This is a genomic window from Marinobacter vulgaris, from assembly GCF_003344045.1.
Lineage (GTDB): Bacteria > Pseudomonadota > Gammaproteobacteria > Pseudomonadales > Oleiphilaceae > Marinobacter > Marinobacter vulgaris.
Genome location: NZ_QFWX01000004.1, coordinates 293560 through 319303 on the forward strand (window position 1 = coordinate 293560; position 25744 = coordinate 319303).

24 protein-coding genes are annotated in these 25744 nt (G+C 57.7%); 6 read left to right on the forward strand and 18 right to left on the reverse strand.

Annotated features, from left to right (window positions below; genetic code table 11):
- Positions 1 to 91: 91 nt before the first annotated feature.
- The 12 genes from putA to DIT71_RS10500 all read right to left on the reverse strand — a co-directional run bounded on the left by putA (position 92) and on the right by DIT71_RS10500 (position 12272).
- On the reverse strand, positions 92 to 3268 hold the full coding sequence (gene putA / locus DIT71_RS10445) for a bifunctional proline dehydrogenase/L-glutamate gamma-semialdehyde dehydrogenase PutA (RefSeq protein ID WP_114613151.1): 3177 nt from the start codon (positions 3266 to 3268) through the stop codon (positions 92 to 94).
- Between the two features lie 203 nt (positions 3269 to 3471).
- On the reverse strand, positions 3472 to 4251 hold the full coding sequence (locus DIT71_RS10450; RefSeq protein ID WP_114613152.1) for an AraC family transcriptional regulator: 780 nt from the start codon (positions 4249 to 4251) through the stop codon (positions 3472 to 3474).
- Positions 4252 to 4318: 67 nt separating this feature from the next.
- Positions 4319 to 4951, reverse strand: a complete 633-nt coding sequence (tmk, locus tag DIT71_RS10455) for a dTMP kinase (protein ID WP_114613153.1) — start codon at positions 4949 to 4951, stop codon at positions 4319 to 4321.
- Complete coding sequence (gene mltG / locus DIT71_RS10460) at positions 4948 to 6033, reverse strand: endolytic transglycosylase MltG (protein WP_114613154.1); 1086 nt, start codon at positions 6031 to 6033, stop codon at positions 4948 to 4950. The genes tmk and mltG overlap by 4 nt, the downstream gene beginning before the upstream one ends.
- 5 nt (positions 6034 to 6038) lie before the next feature.
- Positions 6039 to 6857, reverse strand: a complete 819-nt coding sequence (gene pabC / locus DIT71_RS10465) for an aminodeoxychorismate lyase (protein ID WP_114613155.1) — start codon at positions 6855 to 6857, stop codon at positions 6039 to 6041.
- A gap of 8 nt (positions 6858 to 6865) precedes the next feature.
- Positions 6866 to 8113 (reverse strand): beta-ketoacyl-ACP synthase II, encoded by a 1248-nt coding sequence (gene fabF / locus DIT71_RS10470; protein ID WP_114613156.1) that lies wholly within the window; start codon positions 8111 to 8113, stop codon positions 6866 to 6868.
- Between the two features lie 118 nt (positions 8114 to 8231).
- Positions 8232 to 8465 (reverse strand): acyl carrier protein, encoded by a 234-nt coding sequence (acpP, locus tag DIT71_RS10475; protein ID WP_007154069.1) that lies wholly within the window; start codon positions 8463 to 8465, stop codon positions 8232 to 8234.
- A gap of 134 nt (positions 8466 to 8599) precedes the next feature.
- Positions 8600 to 9343, reverse strand: coding sequence for a 3-oxoacyl-ACP reductase FabG (fabG, locus tag DIT71_RS10480; protein WP_114613157.1), 744 nt, complete (start codon positions 9341 to 9343; stop codon positions 8600 to 8602).
- Positions 9344 to 9352: 9 nt separating this feature from the next.
- On the reverse strand, positions 9353 to 10294 hold the full coding sequence (gene fabD, locus DIT71_RS10485) for an ACP S-malonyltransferase (protein ID WP_114613158.1): 942 nt from the start codon (positions 10292 to 10294) through the stop codon (positions 9353 to 9355).
- A gap of 129 nt (positions 10295 to 10423) precedes the next feature.
- Positions 10424 to 11425 (reverse strand): phosphate acyltransferase PlsX, encoded by a 1002-nt coding sequence (gene plsX / locus DIT71_RS10490; protein ID WP_114613159.1) that lies wholly within the window; start codon positions 11423 to 11425, stop codon positions 10424 to 10426.
- A gap of 42 nt (positions 11426 to 11467) precedes the next feature.
- Positions 11468 to 11647 carry a 50S ribosomal protein L32 gene (rpmF, locus tag DIT71_RS10495; protein WP_041333767.1) on the reverse strand — a complete coding sequence of 60 codons (180 nt, stop codon included), beginning with the start codon at positions 11645 to 11647 and terminating at the stop codon, positions 11468 to 11470.
- Positions 11648 to 11720: 73 nt separating this feature from the next.
- Positions 11721 to 12272, reverse strand: a complete 552-nt coding sequence (locus tag DIT71_RS10500; protein WP_114613160.1) for a YceD family protein — start codon at positions 12270 to 12272, stop codon at positions 11721 to 11723.
- 153 nt (positions 12273 to 12425) lie between these two features.
- Here DIT71_RS10500 and DIT71_RS10505 point away from each other — a divergent pair, with 153 nt between their 5' ends.
- Positions 12426 to 13049: a Maf family protein gene (locus DIT71_RS10505; RefSeq protein ID WP_114613161.1), complete on the forward strand. Its 624-nt coding sequence runs from the start codon at positions 12426 to 12428 to the stop codon at positions 13047 to 13049.
- Here the strand turns inward: DIT71_RS10505 and DIT71_RS10510 are convergent.
- From DIT71_RS10510 to rluC, 3 genes are read right to left on the reverse strand one after another with little or no spacing between them, the layout of a single operon-like run.
- Positions 13029 to 14081 carry a S49 family peptidase gene (locus tag DIT71_RS10510; protein ID WP_114613162.1) on the reverse strand — a complete coding sequence of 351 codons (1053 nt, stop codon included), beginning with the start codon at positions 14079 to 14081 and terminating at the stop codon, positions 13029 to 13031. The genes DIT71_RS10505 and DIT71_RS10510 overlap by 21 nt on opposite strands.
- 25 nt (positions 14082 to 14106) lie before the next feature.
- Positions 14107 to 14754: an HAD family hydrolase gene (locus tag DIT71_RS10515; protein ID WP_114613163.1), complete on the reverse strand. Its 648-nt coding sequence runs from the start codon at positions 14752 to 14754 to the stop codon at positions 14107 to 14109.
- A 51-nt stretch (positions 14755 to 14805) separates the two neighbouring features.
- Entirely contained in the window at positions 14806 to 15759 is a 954-nt protein-coding gene (gene rluC / locus DIT71_RS10520; RefSeq protein ID WP_199490996.1) for a 23S rRNA pseudouridine(955/2504/2580) synthase RluC, read from the reverse strand.
- Between the two features lie 692 nt (positions 15760 to 16451).
- Here rluC and rne point away from each other — a divergent pair.
- Positions 16452 to 19721, forward strand: coding sequence for a ribonuclease E (rne, locus tag DIT71_RS10525; RefSeq protein WP_114613165.1), 3270 nt, complete (start codon positions 16452 to 16454; stop codon positions 19719 to 19721).
- Positions 19722 to 19724: 3 nt separating this feature from the next.
- Positions 19725 to 20264: a YecA/YgfB family protein gene (locus DIT71_RS10530; protein ID WP_114613166.1), complete on the forward strand. Its 540-nt coding sequence runs from the start codon at positions 19725 to 19727 to the stop codon at positions 20262 to 20264.
- Here the strand turns inward: DIT71_RS10530 and DIT71_RS10535 are convergent.
- Positions 20261 to 21139, reverse strand: coding sequence for a PHP domain-containing protein (locus DIT71_RS10535; RefSeq protein WP_114613167.1), 879 nt, complete (start codon positions 21137 to 21139; stop codon positions 20261 to 20263). The genes DIT71_RS10530 and DIT71_RS10535 overlap by 4 nt on opposite strands.
- Positions 21140 to 21224: 85 nt before the next feature.
- On the opposite strand from DIT71_RS10535, the gene DIT71_RS10540 reads away from it, so the two are divergent.
- The 3 genes from DIT71_RS10540 (at position 21225) to DIT71_RS10550 (ending at position 22675) form a co-directional block, all read left to right on the forward strand.
- A complete protein-coding gene (locus tag DIT71_RS10540; RefSeq protein ID WP_114613168.1) occupies positions 21225 to 21524 on the forward strand; it encodes a YciI family protein in 300 nt (99 codons plus the stop codon).
- Positions 21525 to 21648: 124 nt separating this feature from the next.
- Positions 21649 to 22320: a TIGR04211 family SH3 domain-containing protein gene (locus tag DIT71_RS10545; RefSeq protein WP_114613169.1), complete on the forward strand. Its 672-nt coding sequence runs from the start codon at positions 21649 to 21651 to the stop codon at positions 22318 to 22320.
- Between the two features lie 64 nt (positions 22321 to 22384).
- Positions 22385 to 22675, forward strand: a complete 291-nt coding sequence (locus DIT71_RS10550) for a PilZ domain-containing protein (protein WP_114613330.1) — start codon at positions 22385 to 22387, stop codon at positions 22673 to 22675.
- A 66-nt stretch (positions 22676 to 22741) separates the two neighbouring features.
- Here DIT71_RS10550 and rraA read toward each other — a convergent pair whose 3' ends face one another.
- Entirely contained in the window at positions 22742 to 23224 is a 483-nt protein-coding gene (gene rraA, locus DIT71_RS10555; protein WP_114613170.1) for a ribonuclease E activity regulator RraA, read from the reverse strand.
- A gap of 27 nt (positions 23225 to 23251) precedes the next feature.
- Positions 23252 to 25624, reverse strand: a complete 2373-nt coding sequence (ppsA, locus tag DIT71_RS10560; RefSeq protein ID WP_114613171.1) for a phosphoenolpyruvate synthase — start codon at positions 25622 to 25624, stop codon at positions 23252 to 23254.
- Positions 25625 to 25744: the final 120 nt, after the last annotated feature.

Here is a 25744-nt window from a genome sequence, read left to right on the forward strand (position 1 = left end):
CGCCAATGCCTTTAACGCCGACCTCCCAACCTCAATACTTCCTCCTGTCGTTCAGTTTTCATTCCGCACTGCCTGATGAGCAAAGCGCCCCTTAAACCTTTTCGATCCCAAGTGACAACAAGGAAGCGTTACCACCCACCGCCGTCGTATTGACTGTGCGGGTTCTCTCGGTTGCGAACCGCAGCAGATAATGGGGGCCTCCGGCTTTTGGGCCAGTGCCTGACAGGCCACGGCCACCGAATGGCTGAACACCAACAACGGCACCAATCTGGTTACGGTTGACATAGGTATTGCCCACTTTCACCCGCCGCTCTATATACGCTGCTGTTGATTCACTGCGGCTGTGAATACCCAGGGTAAGTCCATACCCCGTCGCATTAATTTCATCAATCACCTCGTCCAGCTTCTCTGCAGTGTAGCGGACAATGTGCAGAACGGGGCCGAAATGCTCCGTTTTTAACTCTTTGATACTCGAAATGGCGTAGGCGCACGGGGCGACGAAGTGTCCCGAATGCGCCGAATTCCGCAGGGGCGTTTGCGAGATAAATTCGGCGTTTTCCGCCAACTCGGACAGGTGGGATTCAAGACTGTCCCGCGCATCCCCGTCAATCACCGGTCCCACATCCGTACAGTAAAGTTCCGGATTGCCCACGGACAGTTCCTGCATGGCACCCGCCAACAGTTGTTCCGTGCGCTCGGCCACCTCTTTCTGAATGTAGAGCACGCGCAGTGCCGAGCAACGCTGACCGGCACTGGCAAAGGCGGACTGGATAACATCTCTGACCACCTGCTCCGGTAACGCACTGCTGTCCACAATCATGGCATTCTGTCCGCCGGTCTCTGCGATCAATGGCACTATGGCTCCGTCGCGCCTTGCGAGGGTGCGATTGAGGATATGCGCTACCCGTGTAGAACCGGTGAAGGCCACGCCGGCAATTCTGGGGTCCGGGGTCAGCTTGCCGCCGAGTGTTGTGCCATCACCGGGTAAAAATTGAATCACATCGGACGGAAAGCCGGCTTCCAGCATCAGCTCAACGGCACGATAAGCAACCAGGCTGGCCTGCTCCGCCGGCTTGGCAATAACCGCGTTACCCGCCACCAGCGCCGCCATAATCTGGCCAGTAAAAATGGCCAGGGGGAAGTTCCAGGGACTGATACACAGGAACACTCCGCGTCCCTCCATGTAGAGCTCGTTGCTTTCCCCCGTGGGCCCCGGAAGAGCTATTGCGTCGGCAAAACGGGCTCGGCCCTGGAGAGCGTAATAGCGGCAGAAATCGACAGCTTCCCGTACCTCATCAATTCCATCCTGAAGGGTTTTCCCCGCCTCTCGACAGCAGATCGCCATCAGCTCTTCCATATTCGCTTCCAGCAGATCCGCGTAGCGATTCAGGCAACTTGCACGATCTTCAACCGGACGCTCCCGCCATAAGGCAAAGCCTTTGTCGGCAACATCCAGTGCGTCTGAAGCCTGGGATTCACTCGCCCAAAACACCTCACCCACCTTCTGTGAGCCGTCGTAAGGTGCATGAATTTCACGGCGCTCCGAGTCAGGACGTTTCTCACCATCAATGATTGGAGCCGCCTTCCAACGGGTTGCCGCCCATTGCCGGAGACTTTCCAGTAATGGTTTCCGATGTGCCGCGACCTGGATATTCATTCCCCGGGAGTTGCGCCGCTCGTTGCCATAGATATCGACGGGCAACGGAATTCGATCATTAGGCAGAGAGTCATATCCCTGCAATGCCTGTACCGGGTTCTGCACCAGGGCATCAATCGGCGTGGCTGCATCCACCAGCCTGTGCACAAAGGATGAGTTAGCGCCATTTTCCAGAAGGCGGCGGACCAGGTAAGGCAACAGATCCTTGTGGGCACCGACCGGGGCATAAATGCGCACCGGCAGGTCATTCTCCCCAAGAATGCTGTTATATAGTGCATCGCCCATTCCATGCAGCCGCTGAAACTCGATTTTGCGACCCTTGTTACGGGCCATGACCAATACCGTGGCGACTGTATGGGCGTTATGGCTGGCAAGCTGTGGGAAAAGCGCACCGTCGGTATAGTTGCTTAACAGGAAACGCAGGCACGCCAGATAAGAGGTATCCGTAGCCTCCTTGCGGGTAAATACGGGATAACTTTCAAGGCCCAACTGCTGACACTGTTTGATTTCAGAGTCCCAATAGGCTCCTTTGACCAGCCGCACTGGAATCTGGTCCCCCTGCTCTTTTGCAAGTTTGGTCAGCCAGCAAAGCACCGGCAGTGCCCTCTTCGAATACGCCTGGATGACCAGGCCAAAACCTCCCCAGCCCTTTGCGACCGGTGAGAGGAACACCTTTTCGAACAACTTCAAGGAAATTTCCAGCCGGTCCATTTCCTCAGCATCAATGGTAATAGAGACTTTCTTTTCCCGCGCAAATGTCAGCAGATCCGTCACTGTCGCACCCAGTTCTTCCAGGACGCGCGCCTCCTGCGACGCTTCGTATCGCGGATGCAGGGCCGACAGCTTGACGGAAATGGAAGGAGCGGCCTTGCTGCCCGGATAGACATCGCTGGCAACAGCCTCGATGGCCGCCATATAGTCCTTCAGATAGCGGCCAGCGTCGGCCTCGGTTATTGCGGCTTCGCCGAGCATATCGAAAGAGTAAGTGTAACCCCTGTCCCGATACTCGCGGGCGTTGCTCAGAGCCTCATCAATATCGCGGCCCAATACAAACTGCTTCCCCATGATGGACATGGCCCGGTGCATCGCGCTTCGGATGACAGGTTCACCACTGCGCTTGACCAGCCGCCTCCAGATACCGGACGGAGAACCGTCCACTCGCTTGTCCATCTTCACCACCCGGCCGGTCAACAGCAGCCCCCAGGTGGAAGCATTGACCAGTGTGGATTCACTGCGGTCCAGATGCCGGGCCCAGTCAGCATCCGACAGCTTGTCCTGAATCAGCGCATCAGCGGTGTATTTGTCGGGGATGCGCACCAGTGCCTCCGCGAGGCACATCAACAGGATACCTTCCTCGGTATCGAGCCTGTATTCCTGCAGTAAAGCATCAACCATGTGAACGGCATCGTCCTGATCACGCACCTTTTTGATCAGCCGGGTTGCGGTTTCAGTGACGGCAAGACGCTCTGACGTATCGCTCAGGGCCAGGGGGATCAATTCATTGAGATAGCGTGTTTCGTCGGCGGCGTAACTGGCAACAATAGCTTGCCAGAAAAAGGATCTTGGCTGTTCCTGGAACGCAGGCTCGAGAACCTTGCTTGCATGAAACATCTGAGCGCCTCGCCGACAGTGCCCGTCATTGGCCGGGTACCTCGAACTTATTGTTTTATATGAGCCAGACAACGCGCACTTCTGTGCCCAGAGTTGTGGCGTAATCAGCTACCCTCTTAAGTTAGTATTACTACGGACCACTGGCTTACAAAATCCTACGATTTTTTTGTAAATTCATCCGGAAGTGGGGGTTTTTTAGCAAATCAGGCAACGTTGCCATCCGTTCGCAATCTGGAGGGTGTGGTGCCCTTGTGTTTTCTGAGGGCATTGGTGAGCGCACTCTGGGAGGAAAATCCGGTGCGGTAACTGACTTCCGATACCGAAAGGGGGGTCATCGTCAGTAACTGCATCGCCTGGTCAAGCCGGGTTTGCAGCAGGAACTGATGAGGGGTGACGCCGACCACTTCCCGGAACATTTCATGGAAGCGGCTCACGCTGAGGCAGGCAACACCGGCAAGGTCGTTAACCGTGATCTTGCGCTGAATGTTTTCCATGATATAGCGCCGGATGGTGTCCGGGCTTATGGCGTGACGGTTCTGGCGGACTTCCCGGCCCTCATTCAGGCGCTCTGCCATACAGTGCAGGATGCTGGCGCCCATGTGGTGTTTCATGCCTTCGTTACCCGGCGAGCGATCGAATTCTCCCGCCACAAACTGCACCAGGCCCTGTAATCTGCTGTCCAGCACCAGCGTTCGGGGTTTCTCAAACAGAGGAGCAAGTGTTTCATACTCCCCGTGAGCGGGGCTGTTGAGGGCCGGCACGTAGGGATCAAGATTGATCACCAGAACGTGGTTCTGCAAGTCGCCACAGTAGTCATGCCTGGCTTCGGTGGGCACCAGGCATGCACGCCATGTATCAAGGTGGGAGCCGGTGCCGTCCACGCTGAGGTCCGCCTCGCCGCGAACGCCCACAACGATCTGGTGGTGTTCGTGCCGATGGTGATGAGAAGCCGTTGGAAGCTTGAGCAAACGTGCGTTCAACATACCCGTGATCCGGACATCAAGTGAGAATGTTACTCAATTAAAGCAGAACATCCCGCAACATGCACGATCAGGAGCGATGTACCAGTCCATCAATCAGGTTGACAACGTCCCGGCTGACCATCTCAAGAGATTGCCCTGCATCCACAATGTGGTATCGCACCGGGTCTGCCGTTGCCCGATCAAGATAGGTCTGACGGATGCGCCTGAAGAAGGCCACAGCTTCCCGCTCGAACCGGTCCAGCTCGCCCCTGTGACGGGCGCGCGTCATTCCGGTTTCCACGGGCGCATCCAGCAGAATGATGTGGTCGGGCCGAAAGCTGCCCTGGACCAGGCTTTCAAGCTGGGCGATACGCTCAGTGGGCACGCCGCGCCCTCCGCCCTGGTAGGCAAAGGTGGCGTCGGTAAAGCGGTCACACAACACCCAGCGTCCCGCTTCCAGTTCCGGCAGTATCCGGGTATGGAGATGCTGTGCGCGGGCAGCAAACATAAGTAGCAGTTCAGTCATGTCGTTGACTGGCTCGTCCCGGGGTGCCAGCAACAAATCCCGGATGGATTCTGCCATCGGCGTGCCGCCCGGCTCCCGTGTCACAATGTAGTCGACATCCAGCGTTTTCAGGGTATCCGCCGCATTGGCCAGCTGGGTAGACTTGCCAACGCCTTCGGTACCCTCAAAGGTAATAAACTGGCCGCGACTGGTCATTGCTCGTTGGCCTCGGAGGCCGGCCGGGAGTCTGAGCCGGGAGCAGGAACAGGAGCCGGCGAAGAGCGGTAATCGGAGCGGCGATTAAGCTGGAATTCCCTTACTGCTTTCTGGTGTTCCTGCAAAGTCCGGGAAAACTTGTGGGTGCCGTCCCCGCGTGCGACAAAATACAGAGCGTCGCCATCCGCTGGATTCAAAGCGGCGTGAATGGCTTCTTCCCCCGGCAATGCTATAGGCGTGGGTGGCAATCCGTCGATTCGATAGGTGTTATAGTCAGTGCGGGTTTGTAGATCCCGGCGAGTGATTCGGCCCTGGTACTTTTCCCCCATACCGTAAATCACGGTAGGGTCTGTCTGTAGCCTCATTCCCTTGTTGAGGCGGCGGACAAAAACACCCGCCACCTCTTCGCGCTCATGGGCAGCACCGGTTTCCCGCTCAACAATCGAGGCCATAATCAACGCTTCATATGGCGAATCATAGGGCAGCTTTTCGGCCCTGGATTCCCATTCAGCGGCAAGCACCTCTTCCATCTTTTCGAAGGCACGGCGTAAAAGATCCAGGTCGGATTCACTGCTGGTGAAAAGATAGGTATCCGGAAAGAACCGCCCTTCAGGGTGCTCCCCTTCAGCACCCATCGCTTTCATGATCTTCTCACCGGTCCAGTCCGTGGTGATTTTCTCGAGGCGATCGCTGGACGCCAGAGCCCGACGCATGTCGCGGAAAGTCCAGCCCTCAATGAACTGGATCTGCCAGTGTTTGGTAGCGCCGGCCACCATCATCGAAATCATGTCCAGCGTGCTCATTCCGGAGGTGAATTCGTACTCTCCGGCCTTCAAGCGGGTCTGTTCGGGAAAGAGCCTGCCATGGATCTTGAGCCAGACACTGTCCGGGGCAAGACCTTCCTCCTCAAGCTTGCGGGCAACCTGCCCGTAACCACTCCCGGACGGAACGCTGAAAAGAACCGGCTCACTCAGTGCGACCGGCTGCTCGAGGCTCTCGAGGCCCTGCCAAACCCAGAGACTACTGCCGGCAACTGCCAGAACGACGAGACAAAACAGACTGATTGATAACTTCTTGAACAAGCGCTTTATTCCAAAGTTTGCAGAGGGTCACAGATTGTCTCAAGCCCGCCCCCCACTGGCAAATCAACACCACCCAAACTGCGAACAGGCACAACACCTACAACACTGTTAACCAGATAAAGCACCGGCAAATCCGCCGACGAGAGAATGGAAGGCGGAATGGTTTGCTCGAGGATTTGGTGTCCTTTCTCGCGGAGGCAAGCAATCAGATACTTTCGCAACACCCCAGCAACTGCAAGGTTCCCGGCAGGCGGGGTAAGCCATTCCTCATCCCGCCGGAAAAACAGGTTTGTGCGCGTGCCCTCAACCAGGTTTCCCGCTGTATCCCGCATGATCAGCTCGAACTCCTGCCCTGTAAACTCACGGCTTGCCATAACCTGTTCCAGCCGGTTGAGGGACTTTATACCGGCCAGTTGCGGGTTTACGGTCAGGGGAAATTGCGAAAAGCCTGCCACAACCCCGGTACCAGCCGGAAGTGGCGGCATGGCTGAGACGGACACAATCAGACAGGGCTGGCAATTCTCCGGCAAGCGGTAGCCACGCCCCCCGCGGCCTCGGGTCAGAACCAGCTTTAGCACCCAGTCGCCGCCCTCAAAAGCAGCTTCATAATCAGTCCCGGCCCGGGTGATTGCAGCATCCAGCTCATCACGGTCACACGGTATACCTAGCCGGGCCGCGTCGGTCACCATCCTGTCCAGATGGAACGAGCGCAATACCGCTTGCCGTCCACGCATGCGGATGGTTTCAAACAGGCCATCACCATAGGCAATTCCCCGATCAGTGGCGGAAATGCCATCTTTGTCAGCCCTGATAACGTTGAGCACGCTTCCTCTCAGTCCTCGTACCGCTGGAAAATCAGGGTGCCGTTGGTACCACCAAATCCAAAGGAGTTAGACAGGACAACCCGAATGTCAGCCTTGCGGCACCTACCTGGAACAAAGTCGAGGTCGCAGCCTTCTGCCGGATCGTCCAGGTTAATGGTCGGGGGCAAGACACCATCGCGAATCGCAAGCACCGAAAATATGGCCTCGACCGCACCCGCCGCGCCAAGCAGGTGCCCGGTCATGGATTTTGTGCTGCTGACGGGCAGCTTGTATGCATGGTCCGCAAATACCGACTTTACGGCGGCTACCTCTGCAACATCACCCACCTGAGTGGACGTGCCGTGGGCATTAATATAGTCAATTGCATCGGGATCAAGCCCCGCATCACGAATCGCATTCTTCATCGAGCGGGCAGCGCCCTCACCGTCTGCCGGCGGAGATGTGATGTGGAAGGCATCATCACTCATGCCAAACCCGATGACCTCGCCGTGGATGGTCGCCCCCCTGCGCTTGGCGTGCTCAAGCTCCTCAAGTACCACAACCCCGGCGCCATCGCTGAGCACAAAACCATCCCTGCCAGTATCCCAGGGCCGGCTCGCTTTTTCGGGTTCTTCGTTACGGGTGGATAGCGCCCTGGCCGACGAAAAAGCGGCAATCGAACTGCGCGTGGTCGCCATTTCCGACCCCCCTGCCAGCATCACATCCGCGTCACCATAGGCAATGGTACGAGCGGCATAACCAATATTGTGGGTGCCCGTGGTGCAGGCCGTCACGATGGCAATGTTGGGGCCCTGGTAGCCAAAGCGAATGGCTACATTTCCAGAGATCATGTTAATAACGGACGCCGGCACAAAGAAGGGCGATACTTTCCTGGGGCCCGACTTTTCCATGGTGATCACATTCTTCTCGATGTATTCAAGACCGCCGATTCCCGAGCCGATCGCGACTCCGACCCTCTCCCTGTCAAGATCGCCATAGGCTTCCAGGCCACTGGCATCAACCGCCTGCTGGGCTGCAATGAGGCCATAATGAATGAACGCGTCCAGCTTTCTGGCGTCTTTGGTGGAGAGGTAGGGTTCAATATCCAGGTTTTTTATGCCGCCGCCGATCCGAGTGCTGTACCCCGTGGTATCAAAACGGTCAATTTCCGTGATGCCACTGCGACCGGCAAGGATGCCTTCCCAGGACGAATCCACATCGTTGCCCAACGGCGACAGCATTCCCATACCTGTTATCACAACACGTCGTTTAGCCATATCCTCATCACCTGAAGTCTTTGCCGGTACTGTTACAATATATACACGCCAATAAAAAAGCCGCCCAATGCAGTATCACATGGACGGCTTCTTGCCTTGCGTAAAAACGTGCTGAGTATCAGGTGTGCGCGACGATGTAGTCGATCGCGTCCTGGACACTAGCCAGCTTTTCCGCTTCTTCGTCCGGAATCTCGGTCTCGAACTCTTCCTCGAGTGCCATGACCAGCTCTACGGTGTCCAGTGAGTCAGCGCCCAGGTCCTCTACAAAAGAAGATGTGTTCTGAACCTCGGACTCTTTAACGCCCAACTGCTCACAAACGATCTTCTTAACGCGCTCTTCAACTGTACTCATAATGTCCTCACTTTTTGTGTCAACCAAGCAACTTGAGTGCTGCCAGTTTAGTTTAAACCATACCTGCAGACAAGCAGGGGTTCCCATTCAAACATGTTGTGCAACAAGGGTTTGCGCACATATCCCCGCAGGGACTATCCCATGTACATACCGCCATTGACGTGAATCGTTTCACCTGTCACGTAACCGGCGGCCTCCGAGGCCAGGAAGGCAACAACCGCTGCCACTTCTTCCGGCTCACCCAGACGACCGGCGGGTATGACTTCCATCATAGCCTCGCGTTGCTTATCGTCCAGTTTTCGGGTCATATCCGTGTCAATAAATCCCGGGGCAACACAGTTGGCTGTAATCCCACGGTTCGACATTTCTTTCGCCAGGCTGCGGGTAAAACCCTCCACGCCAGCCTTCGCAGCACAGTAGTTGACCTGCCCCGGATTGCCCATGCCGGCCACGACAGAGCTGATGTTGATCACCCGGCCCCAGCGAGCCTTCGCCATGCCACGCAACACAGCCTTGCTGGTGCGATAAACACTCGACAGGTTGGTTTCGATGACCGATGACCAGTCATCGTCCTTCAGGCGCATCAGCAGGTTATCACGGGTAATCCCCGCATTGTTGACGAGAATCACCGGCACACCGGCTTTTTCGTTCACTTCCTTGAGCCCGGCATCGATGCTGTCTGGGTCTGCAACGTTCATTACGATACCGAAACCCTTTGCCCCCACCGCCTTCAGGTCGGCCGAGATAGACTCCGCACCCGCAGCACTTGTTGCCGTGCCCACGACCGTTGCGCCCTGCTCAGCCAGCGCCTTGGCGACAGCTTTACCAATACCACGGGTTGCACCGGTTACCAGTGCAGTTTTGCCTTCAAGAGACATGTAACGCTCCTATGCTTTCTGTCCCAGTGCCTCAGCCGCTTTGTTCAGGGCATCCGGCTCGTCAATTCCGTAGACCGACAGGTCACGATCGATCCGCTTTGCCAGGCCAGCAAGCACCTTGCCGGGGCCGCACTCTACAGCGATCCGCACATCACTGGCCACCAGTTTCCGGACCGTATCGGTCCACAACACAGGGGAGTATAGCTGCTTAACCAGATTTGCCTTGAGGGTGTCGCTGTCCTGGGCGACGGACGCGGTCACATTCTGTACCACCGGGATGACAGCGTCGTTAAAATCAACGTTGTCCAATGCCGTCGCCAGCTCTTCGGACGCCCCTTTCATCAGGGCACAATGAGAAGGCACGCTCACCGGCAGTGGCATGGCTTTTCGCGCACCACGGGACTTGCACGCCTCTATGGCGCGATCCACTGCCGCGGCGGAACCTGCGATTACCACCTGCCCCGGAGCATTGAAGTTGACGGCGGCAACGACATCGCCGTTTGCAGCCTCGGCACAAGCGGCGATCACGTCCTCGTCCTCTAGGCCCAGGATAGCCGCCATCTTGCCTTCACCGGCCGGAACGGCCGACTGCATAAGCTCACCCCGCAGCTGCACCAGCTTGATGGCATCGGAGAAATTCAGACTCTCTGCCGCTACCAGCGCACTGTACTCGCCCAGGCTGTGGCCAGCGACATAGTCGGGGGCCTGGCCTCCCGCTACAAACCATTGTCGCCAGAGCGCAATGCTTGCCGTCAGAAGTGCGGGTTGAGTGACAGTGGTCTGGTTCAGATCCTCTGCAGGACCGTGCTGGCAAAGATGCCACAGGTCATAGCCGAGTACGTCCGAGGCCTCAGAGAAGGTTTTTGCTACGATCGGCCAGCTATCGACTGCTGTATCCAGCATACCGACAGACTGGGATCCTTGTCCGGGAAATATAAAAGCTGATTTCATAGGGCGAATCTTACCGTTTATGACGGGTTACGGGAGATTAGCCAATAGTACAATCTGAGTGCCGTTTCGGCCAATTCAGCAATAATGCGGAGAGACTTTAGTCTCGATAGAATGGCGAGTTGTCTACGGTCAGATCATGAGATCGTCGAGACGCTCGTTTATGCGACTGGGCACATCAAGTTCGACTTCAAGGAACGCCTGGCGAATGGCCGCCAGCATCGCCCGCTCGTTGGCATTACCATGGCTTTTGATCACCACCCCCTGTAGCCCGAGAAGGCTGGCGCCGTTATGGCGCGAAGGGTCCATCAATCGGAGCAGGCGCCCGATCATGGGCCGGGCCAGCAGCCCCACGAACTTCCCGTAGAGCGTTCTGGTAAACGCCTGCTCCAGCAGCTCGATCAACAGTCCGGCAACGCCCTCGCCGGTTTTCAGGGCGATATTGCCAACGAAACCGTCACAGACCACTACGTCGGCCACATCCCTGAAAAGATCGCTGCCCTCGACGTAGCCGATGTAATTGATGGTATCGCACTGGGCAAGCATATGAGAGGCAAGCCGCACCTGCTCGTTACCCTTGATCTCTTCCTCGCCGACATTCAGCAGCGCCACTCGCGGTTCCGGCTGGTTACAGATGGCCGATGCCATCAGTGATCCCATCAGCGCATACTGATAAAGATTTTCAGCCGTGGAATCCACATTGGCACCCAGGTCCAGCACGTGGCAGCGGCCGCGCAGGGAAGGAATCAACTTGGCAATCGCAGGCCGTTCGATTCCCGGATACATACGGATAACGGACCGCCCGAACGCCATCAGAGCACCTGTATTACCAGCACTCACGCAGCCCTGAGCGACTCCATCACGAACCAGCCCGAGGGCAACGGCCATGGAGGAATTGCGTTTGTGCCGCAGCGCATGGGACGGCCGCTCGTTCATGCGGACAACATCAGCCGCTTCGACGATACGGATTCGAGGATGCCCATCACGCAGCAAAGCCTCAAGCTCGCTCCGGATTCCCACCAGAACAAGACTCAAGGCTTCGTTTTCCTTCACCGCATCCAGAGCAGCAGAGACAACTACGGCGGCTCCGCGATCACCACTCATGGCGTCAATCGCGATGGTGACCGGTTTCACCGCTTCCCCATCTGGCACTGGCGGGTGGATGCTGGCGACGATTTACTCGTCGCTAGCCTCAATAACCTGCTTGCCACGGTAAAAACCGTCTGGCGACACGTGGTGGCGGCGATGCACTTCACCGGTGGTGGTGTCAGTGGACAGCGCTGCGGTGCTCAGGGCATCGTGTGAACGACGCATACCGCGCTTTGAGCGGGTCTTTCGGTTCTTCTGTACAGCCATGATTATGCTCCTGACCTGATAAACGTGTGTTCGTTAAATTTGCACCGCTTTTTTCGTAAAAAACGGCGCCTGATCAATGCTTCTTCTTGAGATCCGCCAGCACGCTGAACGGATTGTCTTCAGATTTTTTCGCCGGCTCGTCACCGGAATCATCCGGCTCGAAGGCTTCCAGTGCCTCCCTGGCGGGACACTCATCACGCTCATGAAGCGGGAACGGAGGCAAAACCAGCAGCAGCTCATCTTCGGTCATGGACCACAAATCCGCGCTGAAATCGTCCGCCAGAAACGGTTCAAGTTCCTTGGGCAACTGTTGCGCCTGCTCATCGCTGGTTACCAGACCCAGCGTAAAGCTGGACACCAGTGTTTTGTGCATGGGACCCATGCAACGCTGACATTCCAGGGTTACCGGCGCTTCCAGCTCACCCTGCACCATGCGCCGCCGCTCACTGTCCATGGAGAATGACAGCTGCACACGGCACACCGCGTCCTCCTCAAATCCGTAAACGGAATCACCAAAGCGAGACAATGCCTTCAGAGGGATCTCTCCCTCCAACACAATGTTTTGCTCTGCCAAACGGTAAGGATCGACAGTTCTGGGCAGCTCGGCACTTGAGGCTTTTGACATAGGCGCGCAATTTTAGGGACCCGGCACGCTGCTGTCAAAGACTTCATGAGGTTTTGGCCAGGAGTTACACCCGGGATAGGTGTATTCTACGATAATACCGCTGCGACCGGGCCGCCCGGCCCTTACACTCCCTTCCTTACTCAGAGGACAACCATGGACCCGCGCCCTGTTTTACTCGCATCCTCCTCGCCCTACCGCAGACAGTTGCTGGCAAGGCTCGGCCTGACGTTTGAGGCGGCGTCGCCGGAGATCGATGAATCGCCCTTTAACCACGAAACGGCGGAGCAGCTGGCCACACGCCTGGCCCGGAGCAAAGCTGAAGCGCTTGCCAATGAATGGCCCTGCCACTGGATTATCGGCTCGGACCAGGTCGCCTGCCTGGAGGATAAAACCCTGTTGAACAAGCCTGGAGACCATCAGCGTGCAGTGCAGCAACTTGCCCGGAGTAGCGGCCAACGGGTTTCCTTCATGACCGGCCTGGCGCTGCTGGATGCCGATTCAGGAAACATACAGACCCACTGCGAGTACTTTCACGCCCACTTCCGGCAGCTCAGCCTGCCGGAAATAGAGAACTACCTGCAGGCGGAGCGGCCCTACGACTGTGCCGGCAGCTTCAAAATGGAGGGCCTGGGGATCGCATTATTCAGTCGGTTGGAAGGCAGAGACCCTAACAGTCTGGTGGGTCTGCCATTGATCGCACTGACTGACATGTTGCGAAACTGGGGGCTGAACCCACTCCTCCAGCCCCTCGACGCTTCAGCGAAGCTCGAACCGTGACTCGGTCACATAGCGGGCAATACCGCTGCCCACCGACACCCCGAACTGGTCCACGATGTCCTGGAGTGGCGACCTGCGGCGACTGTAATCCACAACATCTTCCTGGCCAATCACCTGCCTGGCCACGTGGGACGAGCTGCCCAGACCATCGATCAGACCCAGTTCCAGCGCCTGCTCACCACTCCAGATAAGCCCGGAAAACAGTCGCTCGTCATCGGCAAGGCGGTCGCCACGCCCCTTACGCACGCTTTCAATGAACTGGCTGTGGGTGGTTTCCAGAACACCTTCCCAGAACTGGACCTCCTCCTCTTCCTCAGGCGAGAAGGGATCGAGAAACGCCTTGTTCTCGCCAGCGGTGTAAAGACGGCGGTCAACACCAAGCTTTTCCATAATGCCGGTAAATCCGAAGCCACCGGCAACCACGCCGATAGAACCAACCAGGCTGGCCTTGTCTGCGTAGATTTCGTCAGCGGCGGCCGCGATGTAGTAGGCGCCGGACGCCCCTATGTCGGATATCACGGCGTACAGTTTTTTATCCGGGTATTCGTCCCGCAGCCGAACGATTTCGTCATAGATGTACCCCGACTGCACCGGGCTACCGCCGGGGCTGTTGATCCGCAGGATCACAGCAACCGAGCTCTCGGCCTCGAACGCGTTGCGCAGCGCACCCACAATATTGTCTGCACTGGCCACCTCATCTGCAGAGATAGTGCCCTCCACTTCCACAAGCGCCGTGTGTTCGCCCTTGGCGGCAGACTCCAGCGCCCCACCAAAAGGAAACTGAATCATGAATAACAGCGCAAAAAGGTACCCAAAGGTCAGCAGCTTGAAAAAGATGCCCCAACGGCGACTCTTTCTCTGCTCCGACTGAAGGGACATCACCAGCTTTTCAATCAACTTCCAGTCGCGGGCCGATTCCGGAGGTATTGCCGGGTTCTTGCGACTGCCCGAGGATTTGGCTGCTGACTTCTCCGCCCCGCTCTCAGGCTCACTGCCCCAGCCCGGATTCTTCTCTGACTCCCAATCGCTCATTGATGCACCCTGTTGGTGTTACGGTTCAAAGACCCAGTACGTCCCGCAGATCTTTTACGGAATCGACGATCGCATGGGGAGAATAGTGCCCCAGCACATCGCGCTTGTGGACGCCCCATTCCACACCTATAGACGGCATGCCGATGCGCTGCGCCATATCAAGGTCGTAGCGGGTATCGCCGATCATTACCGCCTCGGAGGGCTCAATGCCATAAAAACGGATAATCTCGCCCAGCATGGCCGGGTCGGGCTTGGACCGGGTCTCATCGGCGCAGCGGGTGATGTCGAAGTGCGAACCCAGGCCACTCGAGACCAGCGCACCCTCAAGCCCGCGACGGCTCTTGCCGGTAGCAACGGAACAGCGGCGACCACCACCCCGGAGGTCAGCCAACACATCCGCCATGCCCGCAAAGACATTTTGCGGCGTCGTGACCTTGGAAAAGAAATAACGACCGTAGCCTTCGCGGATGGTGTTCATTTCATCGCGACTGATACCCGGATACAGCTTTTCCAGCGCCTCAATCATGCCCAGGCCGATAATGTCGCGATAAGCTTCGCGCTCCAGTTCCGGGTAACCCAACTCGGTGGCCGCCTGGTGAAGGCTGTCGGCAATGTGATCGACGGAATCCACGAGTGTTCCGTCCCAGTCAAAAATTACGACCTTTACATCCATTCTTACTTACCTGCTTTTGGCCATACTGCACGCACGTTGTAGCACGACCGGTTATTCGGATGCCTCGCGGCGAGCTGTCAGTCTGGCGATAGTCTCTGCAAACGCCTCGTCATAGGGCGCTTCAAGATGAACAGCTTCACCGGTTGAAGGCAATGTAAAGTCCAGCGCCCGGGCGTGCAGCATCAGGCGCTGGCCCCCAGCGGAACGGAAAGCCCGAAGACTGACATCATCCATGTACTTGTCATCCCCGGCAATCGGATGACCTGCCCAGACACTGTGAACACGGATCTGATGCGTCCGCCCGGTTACCGGAGAGGCCTCCACCAGACTGTAGCCACTGAAGGATTCCAGGCACCGGAACAGCGTGAGAGACTCCTTTCCCGCACTGTCCACCCGCACTCTTCTCTCACCGGACCCCAGCTCGAACCGTAACAGCGGCTCGCTGACCCGCTTGAGCGACTGCGGCCAATCTCCGGCAACCAAAGCATGATAACGCTTACGAATGCGTTTGTGGCGGAGCTCATCCTGCAGGTACCGCAGTGCCGAGCGTTTTTTCGCCACCATTATCAGGCCGGAGGTATCCCGGTCCAGGCGATGCACCAGCTCCAGGAATTTTGAACCAGGCCTTGCCGCCCTCAACACTTCGATCAGCCCAAAATCCAGACCACTGCCTCCATGTACGGCAATTCCGGATGGTTTGTTCACCACCAGCATTTCATCGTTCTCGAAAACGACGGCATCCTGCATCACTCCCTGAACACGGGAGCCGGGCACAACCTGTTCCGGTTTTTCCTTGCGGATTACCGGAGGAATTCGCACTTCATCACCCGTATTGAGACGGGTATCAGGCTTGACGCGGCCCTTGTTCACCCGAACCTCACCCTTGCGGATAATGCGATAGATAATGCTGCGCGGCACATCCCGGATTTGAGCCATCAGGTAATTGTCCACGCGCTGCCCGGCGTTGTCCTCATCCACCAGCACTTTTCGCACCCCCTGCTTCACCTCTGGATTCCGGGTGCCGGGCTTCTGAGTGCTCCGATCCTCCCTGCCCGACCGGGGCGGGGAGGGTGAGCGTTTCTGCCTGGAGGATCTGGACATGGTTGCCTTACCGCTGAAAAGTCTGCGGGATTGAAGGGTGGGGCGAATACTGTTATATTCCGGCGTGCTTCACCGTTTGTCTACGGCCTGGCCAGTATGTCAGAAGCCGGAGCGGCAGAAGTATACCGACACTATTTGAGAGTTTGAACGCCGAAAGCCCAATCATTACCGGGAACGGCGACCGAATCCTCCCGGGTTGCAACGGAAGACGCCGAGATCGGCGCCTGACCGGACACCGGGAGAACAAGAGACCGCACGGAAAACCGTCGGGCGACATCGCGAAGAATCTTTACCAGCACGCAGGGCCGGGCCGTCCAGCTTACGAATACGACGTGAGACCCAGGCACCCGCGTGAACCTGAAAACGGATAACATGCGTCAACAGACATTAACCCTACACGACACCTCCCTGCCCCCGGGCAGGCGATCTGTCGGCGGTGGCCTCGGAACCCCGGGAAGACTTCCCGCAGGGATCTGATACGTCTGGCCGCCGGCTTGCCCCCGAACGACGGGGCCCGCGGCACGCAGGTTCTGCTTCGCTGATGCCATTCCCCCCGGTTTTCTGTCCAAACCAAACGACAGGAACCATTTCTTTCCATGAAAAGAATGCTGATCAATGCAACTCATCCCGAAGAGTTGCGCGTAGCACTGGTCGACGGCCAGCGTCTGTTCGATCTGGACATTGAATCCAGCTCCCGTGAGCAGAAGAAAGCCAACATCTACAAGGGTCGCATTACCCGGGTAGAGCCCAGTCTGGAAGCCGCCTTCGTGGACTTCGGCGCTGACCGTCACGGATTCCTCCCTCTTAAGGAAATCTCCAAGGAGTATTTCAAGAAATCACCGGGTCAGATTGAAGGCAAGATCAACATCAAGGATGTTGTTGCCGAAGGCCAGGAAGTGATCATACAGGTTGACAAGGAAGAGCGTGGCAACAAGGGCGCGGCCCTGACCACCTTCATTTCCCTCGCCGGCCGCTACCTGGTACTGATGCCCAACAACCCCCGTGCCGGCGGCATTTCCCGCCGCATCGAGGGTGATGAACGGGCGCAGCTGAAAGATGCCATGAGCGATGTCCAGGTACCCAAGTCCATGGGCATCATCGTACGCACCGCCGGTATCGGCCGCACCACTGAAGAGCTCCAGTGGGATCTCGACTACCTGGTCCAGTTCTGGGAAGCCATTACCCAGGCCGCCGGCGAGCGCAAGGCCCCATTCCTGATCCACCAGGAAAGCAACGTCATCATCCGCGCCGTGCGAGACTACCTGCGCCAGGACATCGGCGAGGTATTGATTGACGCCAGCACGGTTTACGAGGACGTGCTGAACTTTGTCCGCGCCGTGATGCCCTCGTTCGAGAACAAGATCAAGCTGTACAAGGACGAAATCCCTCTGTTCAGCCGTTACCAGATCGAAGGCCAGATCGAGACCGCCTTCCAGCGGGAAGTGAAGCTGCCTTCCGGTGGCTCCATCGTTATCGATCCTACCGAGGCACTGGTATCCATTGATATCAACTCGTCACGCGCCACCAAAGGGCACGACATCGAGGAAACCGCGTTTCAGACCAACCTGGAAGCGGCAGAAGAGATTGCCCGTCAACTGCGGCTGCGGGACATGGGCGGCCTGATCGTCATCGACTTTATCGACATGACCCCGGCCAAACACCAGCGGGAAGTCGAACAGAAAATGCGCGAGGCTCTGGAAATCGACCGCGCCAGGGTTCAGGTGGGCAAGATTTCCCGCTTCGGCCTTCTGGAGATGTCGAGGCAACGCCTGCGCCCTTCCCTGGGCGAAACCCGCAGTGAGGTCTGTCCGCGCTGTGAGGGCCAGGGCACCATCCGGGGTATCGAGTCCCTGGCCCTGAGCATCATGCGCCTGATCTTCGAGGAGTCTTCCAAGGAGAAGACCGGCCAGGTACGAGCCGTTGTACCGGTTGCTGTTGCCACTTTCCTGCTGAACGAAAAGCGCAAGCAGCTGGCCGATATTGAGGCCCGCCAGGAAGTGGAAGTTGTCGTGGTCCCGGCACCGCATATGGAAACACCGCACTTTGAAATCCTGCGTATGCGGGATGATGAGGCCGGTGTGGAGCAAGTATCCAGTTACCAGGTAGCCCAGGAATACAGCGAGAGAGAAGAAGAGATATTCGAGGCCCCTGCAGCCCAGCCTCCGGCTCGCGAACAAGCCGCCGTAAAAGCCATACGTCCGGTCGCTCCAGCGCCGACGCCTGCCCAGGCCCCTGCCCCTTCCCCTGAGAAAGCAGAGGAGTCACCCTCCGCCGAGCAAACTGAAAGTCTGTTCCGCAAACTCGGCCGCAAGATTGCTGATTTCTTCAGCGGTGAAGAAGTCATTGGTGAGTTGCCGGCGAATCGCGAAGAACCCGGCCGCACCGACCGTGACGAACGCCGCACCCAGGACCGCCAGGACCGGCGCAAGTCAAGGGTAGCCAGGGACGATAGCCACGCTGGTAATCGCAGCGGGGGCGACCGTCGCCAGCCAAGTGGTAATCGCGGGGACAGTGCTCGCACCGATGACAACCGTAGCCGCAATCGCAGTGCCAACCGCACTCGGGGCGAAGAACCGGCTCGAGGCAGTCAGGCAGCGCAGGGCAGCGCGGACAAGCCAGCGGATGGCCGCAAGGATAGCAGCCGCAAGGACGGCCAGTCCCAGAACCGGGGCCAGGGACGCAATAAGCCACAGGGCCGCGACCAGAAGGATGCCCGGGAACAGAAAGATACCCGTGCGCAGACAGACAAGCACGCGGATAAGTCCGAGCCGCAGGAAAGCCCCTCTCCGAAGGCGCCTGCCGCTGACAAATCCGGCGCTGACGAGAAGCGTCGCAAACCACGGCGCAATCGCAACCGCGACGGCTCGTCCGCTGAAACACCGGCCTCCACGCCGGCGGATCGCAAGACTGCCCGCAGTGAGAAACACCAGGCAGACACCCAGCCGGAAGATCAGCCGCAAAAACAACCGGCAGCGCAACCTGCCGAAAAACCGGACATGGCAGCCGCCAACGCGGCGGGTTCTGAACCAACCGGGAAACCTGCTGAAAAGCCGGCGGAAAGTCATAGTGACGCAGTGGCTGAACCTGCGGCAGCGCCAGAGACAACTCCGGAGACGACAGCCGCGCAGCCCGAGGCGGAGCCAGCCAGCAACCCCGTGAAAACGGAGCAGGCGGAAGCCCCTGTCGAGTCACCGGTAGCGGAACAAGCGGCCAGAGACGACAAGCCGGCAGATAGTGCAGCTGAAACCGCACAGGCCGCTGCGCCAGATGTCAAAGACGTCGAGGCCGAGGATACCCAGGGCGAGGAAAAACCGAAGCGTCCCACCCGCCCTCGCAGATCCTCCGGTAGAAAACCGGCTGGCAAGAAAGCAGAGACTGCCACAGATACGGCCTCCGAGACGGCGACCGGACCATCGCAGGACCAGGCCACTGGGGAGCCGGCAGCTGCCCCCGGAAAACCGGGATCTGAGACTGACGTAAAATCCGAGCCGCAGACTGGAGCAAAATCCGATGATGCCTCGGAGGTGCCAGCGGCGACTCCGGAACCTGAAAAAGCCACGCCGCCTGCCAGGCAGACGTCTGCGCCGGCGCCCGCCGCTAAGGATGACACCAGTAAGCCGGAAGACACCGGCAAACCAGAGCAGAAGTCAGAGGCTGCCGCACAGCCTGCTGCCGCGCCGGAAGCCGAAACCGCCAAAGACGATGAAAAGGCCTCTGAAAAGGCCCAGGAGCCGGCCGCAGAACCAGAAAAGCCAACCGACCAGGTGGATGTGCCGGTTACCCCGGGCCGAGCCTACAACGATCCGAGGGAAGTCCGTAAACGTCAGCGGGCAGCCGAAGAGGCCAAACAGGCCGGGAGTAACTGACGAATGCTATCAGATTCGGATATCGAAGCGCTGGAAGACATCCTCTTCGCAGAACCCTGGGGCGACGAAGCCCTGGATTTCTTCGGCTTGCACGGGGTTGTCTGCGCCAGCGTGGTAGGCCCGGCATCACTAAGCCCTGAAGACATGTTCAGGTTGGCCACCGGCGCTGATGAGGCGCCCGGAGGCCAGGTCCCGGACACGTTCCGCAATGCCGTTGAAAAACTCGCCAGGGACATGGCCCAGGCACTGGACATGGGCCAGCCACTGGAACTGCCGGAGCCGGAAGATGGTGACCCGATGAACGCACTGGAAAACTGGTGCGCGGGCTTTGTGGACACCTTCCTGGAAAATGAGGATGCCTGGCTGGAAGCCGGGGAAGAGGAAACCGCAGACCTGCTGGTGCCCATGATGACACTCTCTGGCCTGTTTGAGGACGAGGATTTCCAGAACGTTCGCAACAACCCGAAGCTGTCGAGGGACATGGCTGACGCCATTCCGGACTCACTGACGGATCTGTACCTGCTGTTCCACGCCCCGGATTAGACCGCGGCGGTTACTCCAACCGGATTTCTGAAATGATGCCAGACGGGTTCAAGCCCGTCTGGCATTTTCATGATGGACCCCAGCTCACACCAGGGAGCCCCGGGAAAGTGAAAATCGCTGCCCTGGGAAGCCAACAGGTTCTCGCGGCGGCAAAGCTCCGCGAGAAAGCCGAGATCGCCACTGGACTGGCCTGATGTCGATACCTCGATAGCCCGACCACCGGCCTGTCGAAAATCCCCGGTCAATGCCCGCAATTTGGTGGCAGTCAGTTTGTATTTTCTTGGGTGCGCCAGCACGGCTATCCCGCCTGCGCCGGTAATCCAGCATACGACTTCTTCAAGAGAAGGCCAGAACCCCTTCACATCACCCGCCTTACCGGCACCCAAGTAACGCTTGAACGCCTGTGCGGCGTCCTTGACCACACCTTCCTCCACCAGCACCCTGGCAAAATGTGGGCGGCCCGGCACATCACCACCGGCCTTGGCGGTCGCCTTCTCCACCAGGTCTTCAATTTTCAGCTTGGCAAGTTTCTCGGCAATCGTGCGAGCGCGGCGCCAACGGTTGTCATTCTGACGCGCAAGAGCAGCATTCAGCTCAGGTTCTGAGGTATCAAAATCCAGCCCGACAACATGTATGGTGTGGCTTTTCCATAGACAGGAAAGCTCGGTACCCGCGATCAGTGAAATACCAAGGGCCTGTGCCGCAGTCTGCGCATCACCCAGGCCGGAAATGGTGTCGTGATCCGTCAGCGCGAGGTGGGTTACGCCTTTATCCCCTGCCCTTGCGATCAGTTCTTGCGGTGACAGGGCACCGTCTGAGGCGGTGCTGTGGCAGTGCAGATCAATGCAGAATTCAGCTTCTTGCGTTATAGTCACATCATTTCCGATTTCAGAATTTATTCAGTAGGGGCAGTGTATCAGCCACACACTGCCCCGTGTCAGCAAATATCCGGAGAGCGCCATGTATTACGCCATTATCAGCCAGGACGTTGAAGACAGCCTGTCATTGAGAGCCTCAGCACGCCCGGCCCATCTCGCGCGGCTCAACGCGTTGAAAGATGAAGGCCGACTGTTGGTTGCAGGCCCCCACCCCGCACTCGATACCCCGGAACCCGGTGACGCCGGATTTACCGGCAGTCTGGTGATCGCCGAGTTCGATTCCCTTGAACTGGCCCAGGCCTGGGCTGATGCGGATCCGTACGTAGAAGCCGGTGTGTACCAGCACGTCATCGTCAAACCCTTCAAGGCGGTACTCCCGTGACCCCTCCCCCGGTACCGGTACCGGTATCGCTCTGTATGAGTTTTTTGTAATGAACGCTATCTTGTATGACCCGGCATCTGTGACAAAATTGCGGCTCAAATCGCTGCATCAGGGAATAACACCAGTGACGCCTTTACGACTGTTTATCTGCTTTATTGTGCTGATGGTTGCCGCCGCCTCCGCGCACGCAAAAACTGTCTACGTCGACGATACGCTTTTCGCTCCCATCCGCAGCGGACAAGGAACCCAATACCGTATTCTCCACTCCGGGGTTCGAAGTGGAACTGCCCTGGAGCTCCTGGAAACGTCGGAATCCGGCTACAGCCGCGTACGCACACCCGACGGCATCGAAGGCTGGATAGTCAGCCGGTACATTACCGAGACTCCGATTGCCAGGCAGCGCCTTGAACAGACCAATCGGCAGCTGGAACAGGCGCGTAACGAGCTGGGCGAACTCAAAACGCAGTTGCAGGAAGTCACCAGCGAACGGAACGAGTTGAGGAGCTCCGAGGAAACCCTTCAGGCCCGCGCCGGGCGTCTCAGCGAAGAGCTCAGTGACATCAAGGAAGTGGCTGCAGATTCAATCAATCTTGACCGTCGCAATGTCGAACTTCGCGAAGAAAACCAGAAACTCCGTAATGAGCTGGAAGTGCTGACCGCGGAAAAAGAACGACTGGAAGCCAAGAAAGAGTCGGACTTCATGTTGCTTGGCGCGGCTCTGGTGTTACTGGGCGTGATTCTCGCGCTGGTAATCCCTCTTCTGAAGCCAAGCCGGAAAAACGACAACTGGGCATAATCGCAACCGGCTGACTATGATTAGAGCAGGCTAGCAATCGTGGGGTTCCGGTATGTCGGAGTTTATGAAGAACTACTCAGAAAAGCGCGATTTCCATCGAATGACGATGAATTCGGAAATCGAACTCACCGACAGCCACGGCGTGGCCTTTCCAGGCGTCTGCAGGGACCTCAGCGGTACTGGCATGCAACTCTTTGTCGAGAGGGCATTTTCTGAAGGGGACGAGATTCATACTCTGTTACCATCCACCAGCGAACAGTTTCCGCCGTTCGAGACAGTTTGTCGGGTGATGCGCTGCGAACCCGAAGGCGAAGGATTTCTGCTGGGGATGGAGATCGTGGAGGTTAAACGCTGATCGGGGGCGTCATGCTGGCAGGGCCAGGAGCCGCAGAGGGCAACCGGCCCTGCCAGCATCGACGCTTCAATCAGTCTTGAGCGGCTTCTCGGATACGATAATACCGTTGTTGTCAGCATAGACATAATGGCCAGGGTGAAAGGTCACGCCACCAAATGTCACGGCCACGTTCAGATCACCAACGCCCCGTTTTTCGGTTTTACGCGGATGCGTGCCCAGAGCCTGGACGCCCAGCGAGGTTTTGGCGATCACATCCACATCTCTTATGCAGCCGTAGATGACCAGACCGGCCCATCCGTTGTCAGCCGCTTTTTCCGCCAGCATGTCGCCCAATAGCGCCGCTCTTTTGGAACCACCGCCATCAACGACCATCACCCGGCCATTTCCGGGCAGAGCAACCTGCTCCTTGACGATGGAGTTATCCTCGAAACACTTGACCGTCACAATCTCGCCACCGAATGCATCCACAGCACCAAAGTTGCGAAATCCCGGCTCTACCACAAGCACTTCCGGATAATCATCACATAGATCAGGGGTTACGATAGGCACGCTTGCGCTCTCCTTTTCTCGAAATGGTCAGTCAATCTTCTCGTCAGCAAGGAAAAACCAGGTATCCAGAACCGAATCCGGGTTCAGAGAAACAGAATCGATACCCTGATCCATCAGCCACTTGGCAAGGTCCGGATGATCCGACGGCCCCTGTCCACAGATACCAATGTATTTATTGGCCTTTCTGCAGGCCTGGATCGCACTTGCAAGCAGCGCCTTGACGGCGTCGTTACGTTCATCAAAAAGGTGCGCGATGATACCCGAGTCCCTGTCCAGCCCCAGTGTCAGCTGGGTAAGATCGTTCGAACCGATGGAGAAGCCGTCAAAATGCTCGAGGAACTGATCCGCCAGCAGGGCGTTGGCCGGGAGCTCACACATCATGATGACCCTTAGCCCATTCTCCCCGCGCTTCAGGCCGTTCTCGGCAAGCAGATTGACAACCTGCTCTGCCTCACCCACGGTCCGTACGAAAGGCACCATCACTTCCACATTGGTGAATCCCATCTCATTACGAACTTTCTTCAGGGCACGACATTCAAGCTCGAAGCAATCACGGAAGGTTTCCGAGATATAGCGGGAGGCGCCACGGAAACCCAGCATCGGGTTTTCCTCGTCCGGCTCGTACAGGGTGCCACCGATCAGGTTGGCGTATTCGTTGGATTTGAAGTCCGAGAGACGAACAATCACTTTTTTAGGAGCGAAAGCCGCTGCCAGGGTGGAAATGCCTTCCACCAGCTTGTCGACATAGAAGTCAACCGGAGAGCTGTATCCTGAAATCCGTTTTTCCACTGTCTGGCGGATATCCCGCGGCAGGCCGTCGAAATTCAGCAGTGCCTTGGGATGCACGCCAATCATACGGTTGATGATAAACTCGAGGCGCGCCAGGCCAACGCCCTCATTGGGCAGTGACTGGAAGTCGAACGCCCGGTCCGGATTACCCACGTTCATCATGATCTTGAACGGAATATTGGGCATGGAATCGACGGTGTTCTCTTTCAGCTCAAAGTCGAGGCTACCTTCATAGATCAAGCCGGTGTCGCCTTCTGCGCAGGACACCGTCACTTCCTGACCGTCGTTCAGTACTTCCGTGGCATCACCACAACCAACCACTGCCGGTATGCCCAGTTCACGGGCAATGATGGCTGCGTGGCAGGTGCGCCCGCCACGATCAGTGACGATCGCGGAGGCCCGCTTCATCACCGGCTCCCAGTCGGGGTCAGTCATGTCGGTTACCAGCACATCGCCTGCCTGTACCCGGTCCATCTCCTTGATACTGGTGATGATCTTGACCGGGCCGCTGCCAATCTTATGGCCGATGCTGCGGCCTTCCACCAGAACCGTGCCGGTCTCATTCAGCAGATAGCGCTCCATCACATTGGCGGAAGCACGGCTCTTGACTGTTTCCGGGCGGGCCTGGACGATGTAGATCAGGCCGTCATCACCGTCTTTTGCCCACTCGATGTCCATCGGGCGCTGGTAGTGCTTTTCAATGATCATCGCCTGCTTGGCCAGCTCTTCCACCTCCGCATCGGTAATACAGAAGCGGTTGCGATCATCCTGCTCCACCTTGACGGTTTCCACATACTGCCCGGCCGATGGATCAGTATGGTGGACCATCTTGATGGCCTTGCTACCCAGGTTACGACGCAGAACCGCTGGCCGTCCGGCCTCAAGAGTAGGCTTGTGAACATAAAACTCATCGGGGTTCACAGCACCCTGAACCACGGTTTCGCCGAGGCCATAGGAGCCGGTAATAAACACCACATCCCGAAAACCGGATTCGGTATCGAGGGTAAACATCACGCCACTGGCCGCCGTTTCGCTGCGGACCATCTTCTGGATCCCCGCGGACAGGGCAACCTGCTTGTGATCAAAGCCGTGATGAACACGGTAGGAAATGGCACGGTCATTGAACAGCGAGGCGAAGACCTCCTTCACCGAAGTCCGGATCTGCTCCAGGCCCACCACGTTAAGGAACGTCTCCTGCTGGCCGGCAAATGAGGCGTCTGGAAGATCTTCGGCTGTTGCGGAGGAGCGCACCGCTACTGCCATCTTGTCATTACCCCCACGCAACTGGGCGTAGGCCTCTTCCAGTGGTTTCTCCAATGCCTCGGGAAAGGGTGTATCGAGAATCCACTGACGGATCCGCGATCCCACCCGTGCAAGCTCGTTGACGTCGTTGATGTCCAGAGCGTCGAGCGCATCATCGATCTTTTCCCGCAGGCCGTCTTTGGCGAGAAACTCACGATACGCATGAGCGGTGGTGGCAAAGCCGCCGGGCACGGTAACACCTGCATTGGCGAGATTACTGATCATTTCCCCGAGGGAGGCATTCTTTCCCCCGACCCTGTCAACGTCTGACATTCCCAGGTGATCAAACCAGATAATGTAATCTTCCAAAGCGTGTCTCCCTTGATTCGTTGAAGCAAAGAGCGAAACCGGAACGGTAGAGGCCTCCACACGTGACCCTGACCCTGCAATTCCTGCATTCTCCGCTGCGGGCTCTCGAACTCGGCGTGT

What these genes read in the sequence shown, in the direction of transcription:
- putA (WP_114613151.1), bottom strand. Translation starts at nt 3,268, where the DNA reads ATGTTTCATGCAAGCAAGGTTCTCGAGCCTGCGTTCCAGGAACAGCCA.
- DIT71_RS10450 (WP_114613152.1), bottom strand. Translation starts at nt 4,251, where the DNA reads ATGTTGAACGCACGTTTGCTCAAGCTTCCAACGGCTTCTCATCACCAT.
- tmk (WP_114613153.1), bottom strand. Translation starts at nt 4,951, where the DNA reads ATGACCAGTCGCGGCCAGTTTATTACCTTTGAGGGTACCGAAGGCGTT.
- fabF (WP_114613156.1), bottom strand. Translation starts at nt 8,113, where the DNA reads ATGGCTAAACGACGTGTTGTGATAACAGGTATGGGAATGCTGTCGCCG.
- acpP (WP_007154069.1), bottom strand. Translation starts at nt 8,465, where the DNA reads ATGAGTACAGTTGAAGAGCGCGTTAAGAAGATCGTTTGTGAGCAGTTG.
- fabG (WP_114613157.1), bottom strand. Translation starts at nt 9,343, where the DNA reads ATGTCTCTTGAAGGCAAAACTGCACTGGTAACCGGTGCAACCCGTGGT.
- fabD (WP_114613158.1), bottom strand. Translation starts at nt 10,294, where the DNA reads ATGAAATCAGCTTTTATATTTCCCGGACAAGGATCCCAGTCTGTCGGT.
- rpmF (WP_041333767.1), bottom strand. Translation starts at nt 11,647, where the DNA reads ATGGCTGTACAGAAGAACCGAAAGACCCGCTCAAAGCGCGGTATGCGT.
- DIT71_RS10500 (WP_114613160.1), bottom strand. Translation starts at nt 12,272, where the DNA reads ATGTCAAAAGCCTCAAGTGCCGAGCTGCCCAGAACTGTCGATCCTTAC.
- DIT71_RS10505 (WP_114613161.1), top strand. Translation starts at nt 12,426, where the DNA reads ATGGACCCGCGCCCTGTTTTACTCGCATCCTCCTCGCCCTACCGCAGA.
- DIT71_RS10510 (WP_114613162.1), bottom strand. Translation starts at nt 14,081, where the DNA reads ATGAGCGATTGGGAGTCAGAGAAGAATCCGGGCTGGGGCAGTGAGCCT.
- DIT71_RS10515 (WP_114613163.1), bottom strand. Translation starts at nt 14,754, where the DNA reads ATGGATGTAAAGGTCGTAATTTTTGACTGGGACGGAACACTCGTGGAT.
- rne (WP_114613165.1), top strand. Translation starts at nt 16,452, where the DNA reads ATGAAAAGAATGCTGATCAATGCAACTCATCCCGAAGAGTTGCGCGTA.
- DIT71_RS10530 (WP_114613166.1), top strand. Translation starts at nt 19,725, where the DNA reads ATGCTATCAGATTCGGATATCGAAGCGCTGGAAGACATCCTCTTCGCA.
- DIT71_RS10540 (WP_114613168.1), top strand. Translation starts at nt 21,225, where the DNA reads ATGTATTACGCCATTATCAGCCAGGACGTTGAAGACAGCCTGTCATTG.
- DIT71_RS10550 (WP_114613330.1), top strand. Translation starts at nt 22,385, where the DNA reads ATGAAGAACTACTCAGAAAAGCGCGATTTCCATCGAATGACGATGAAT.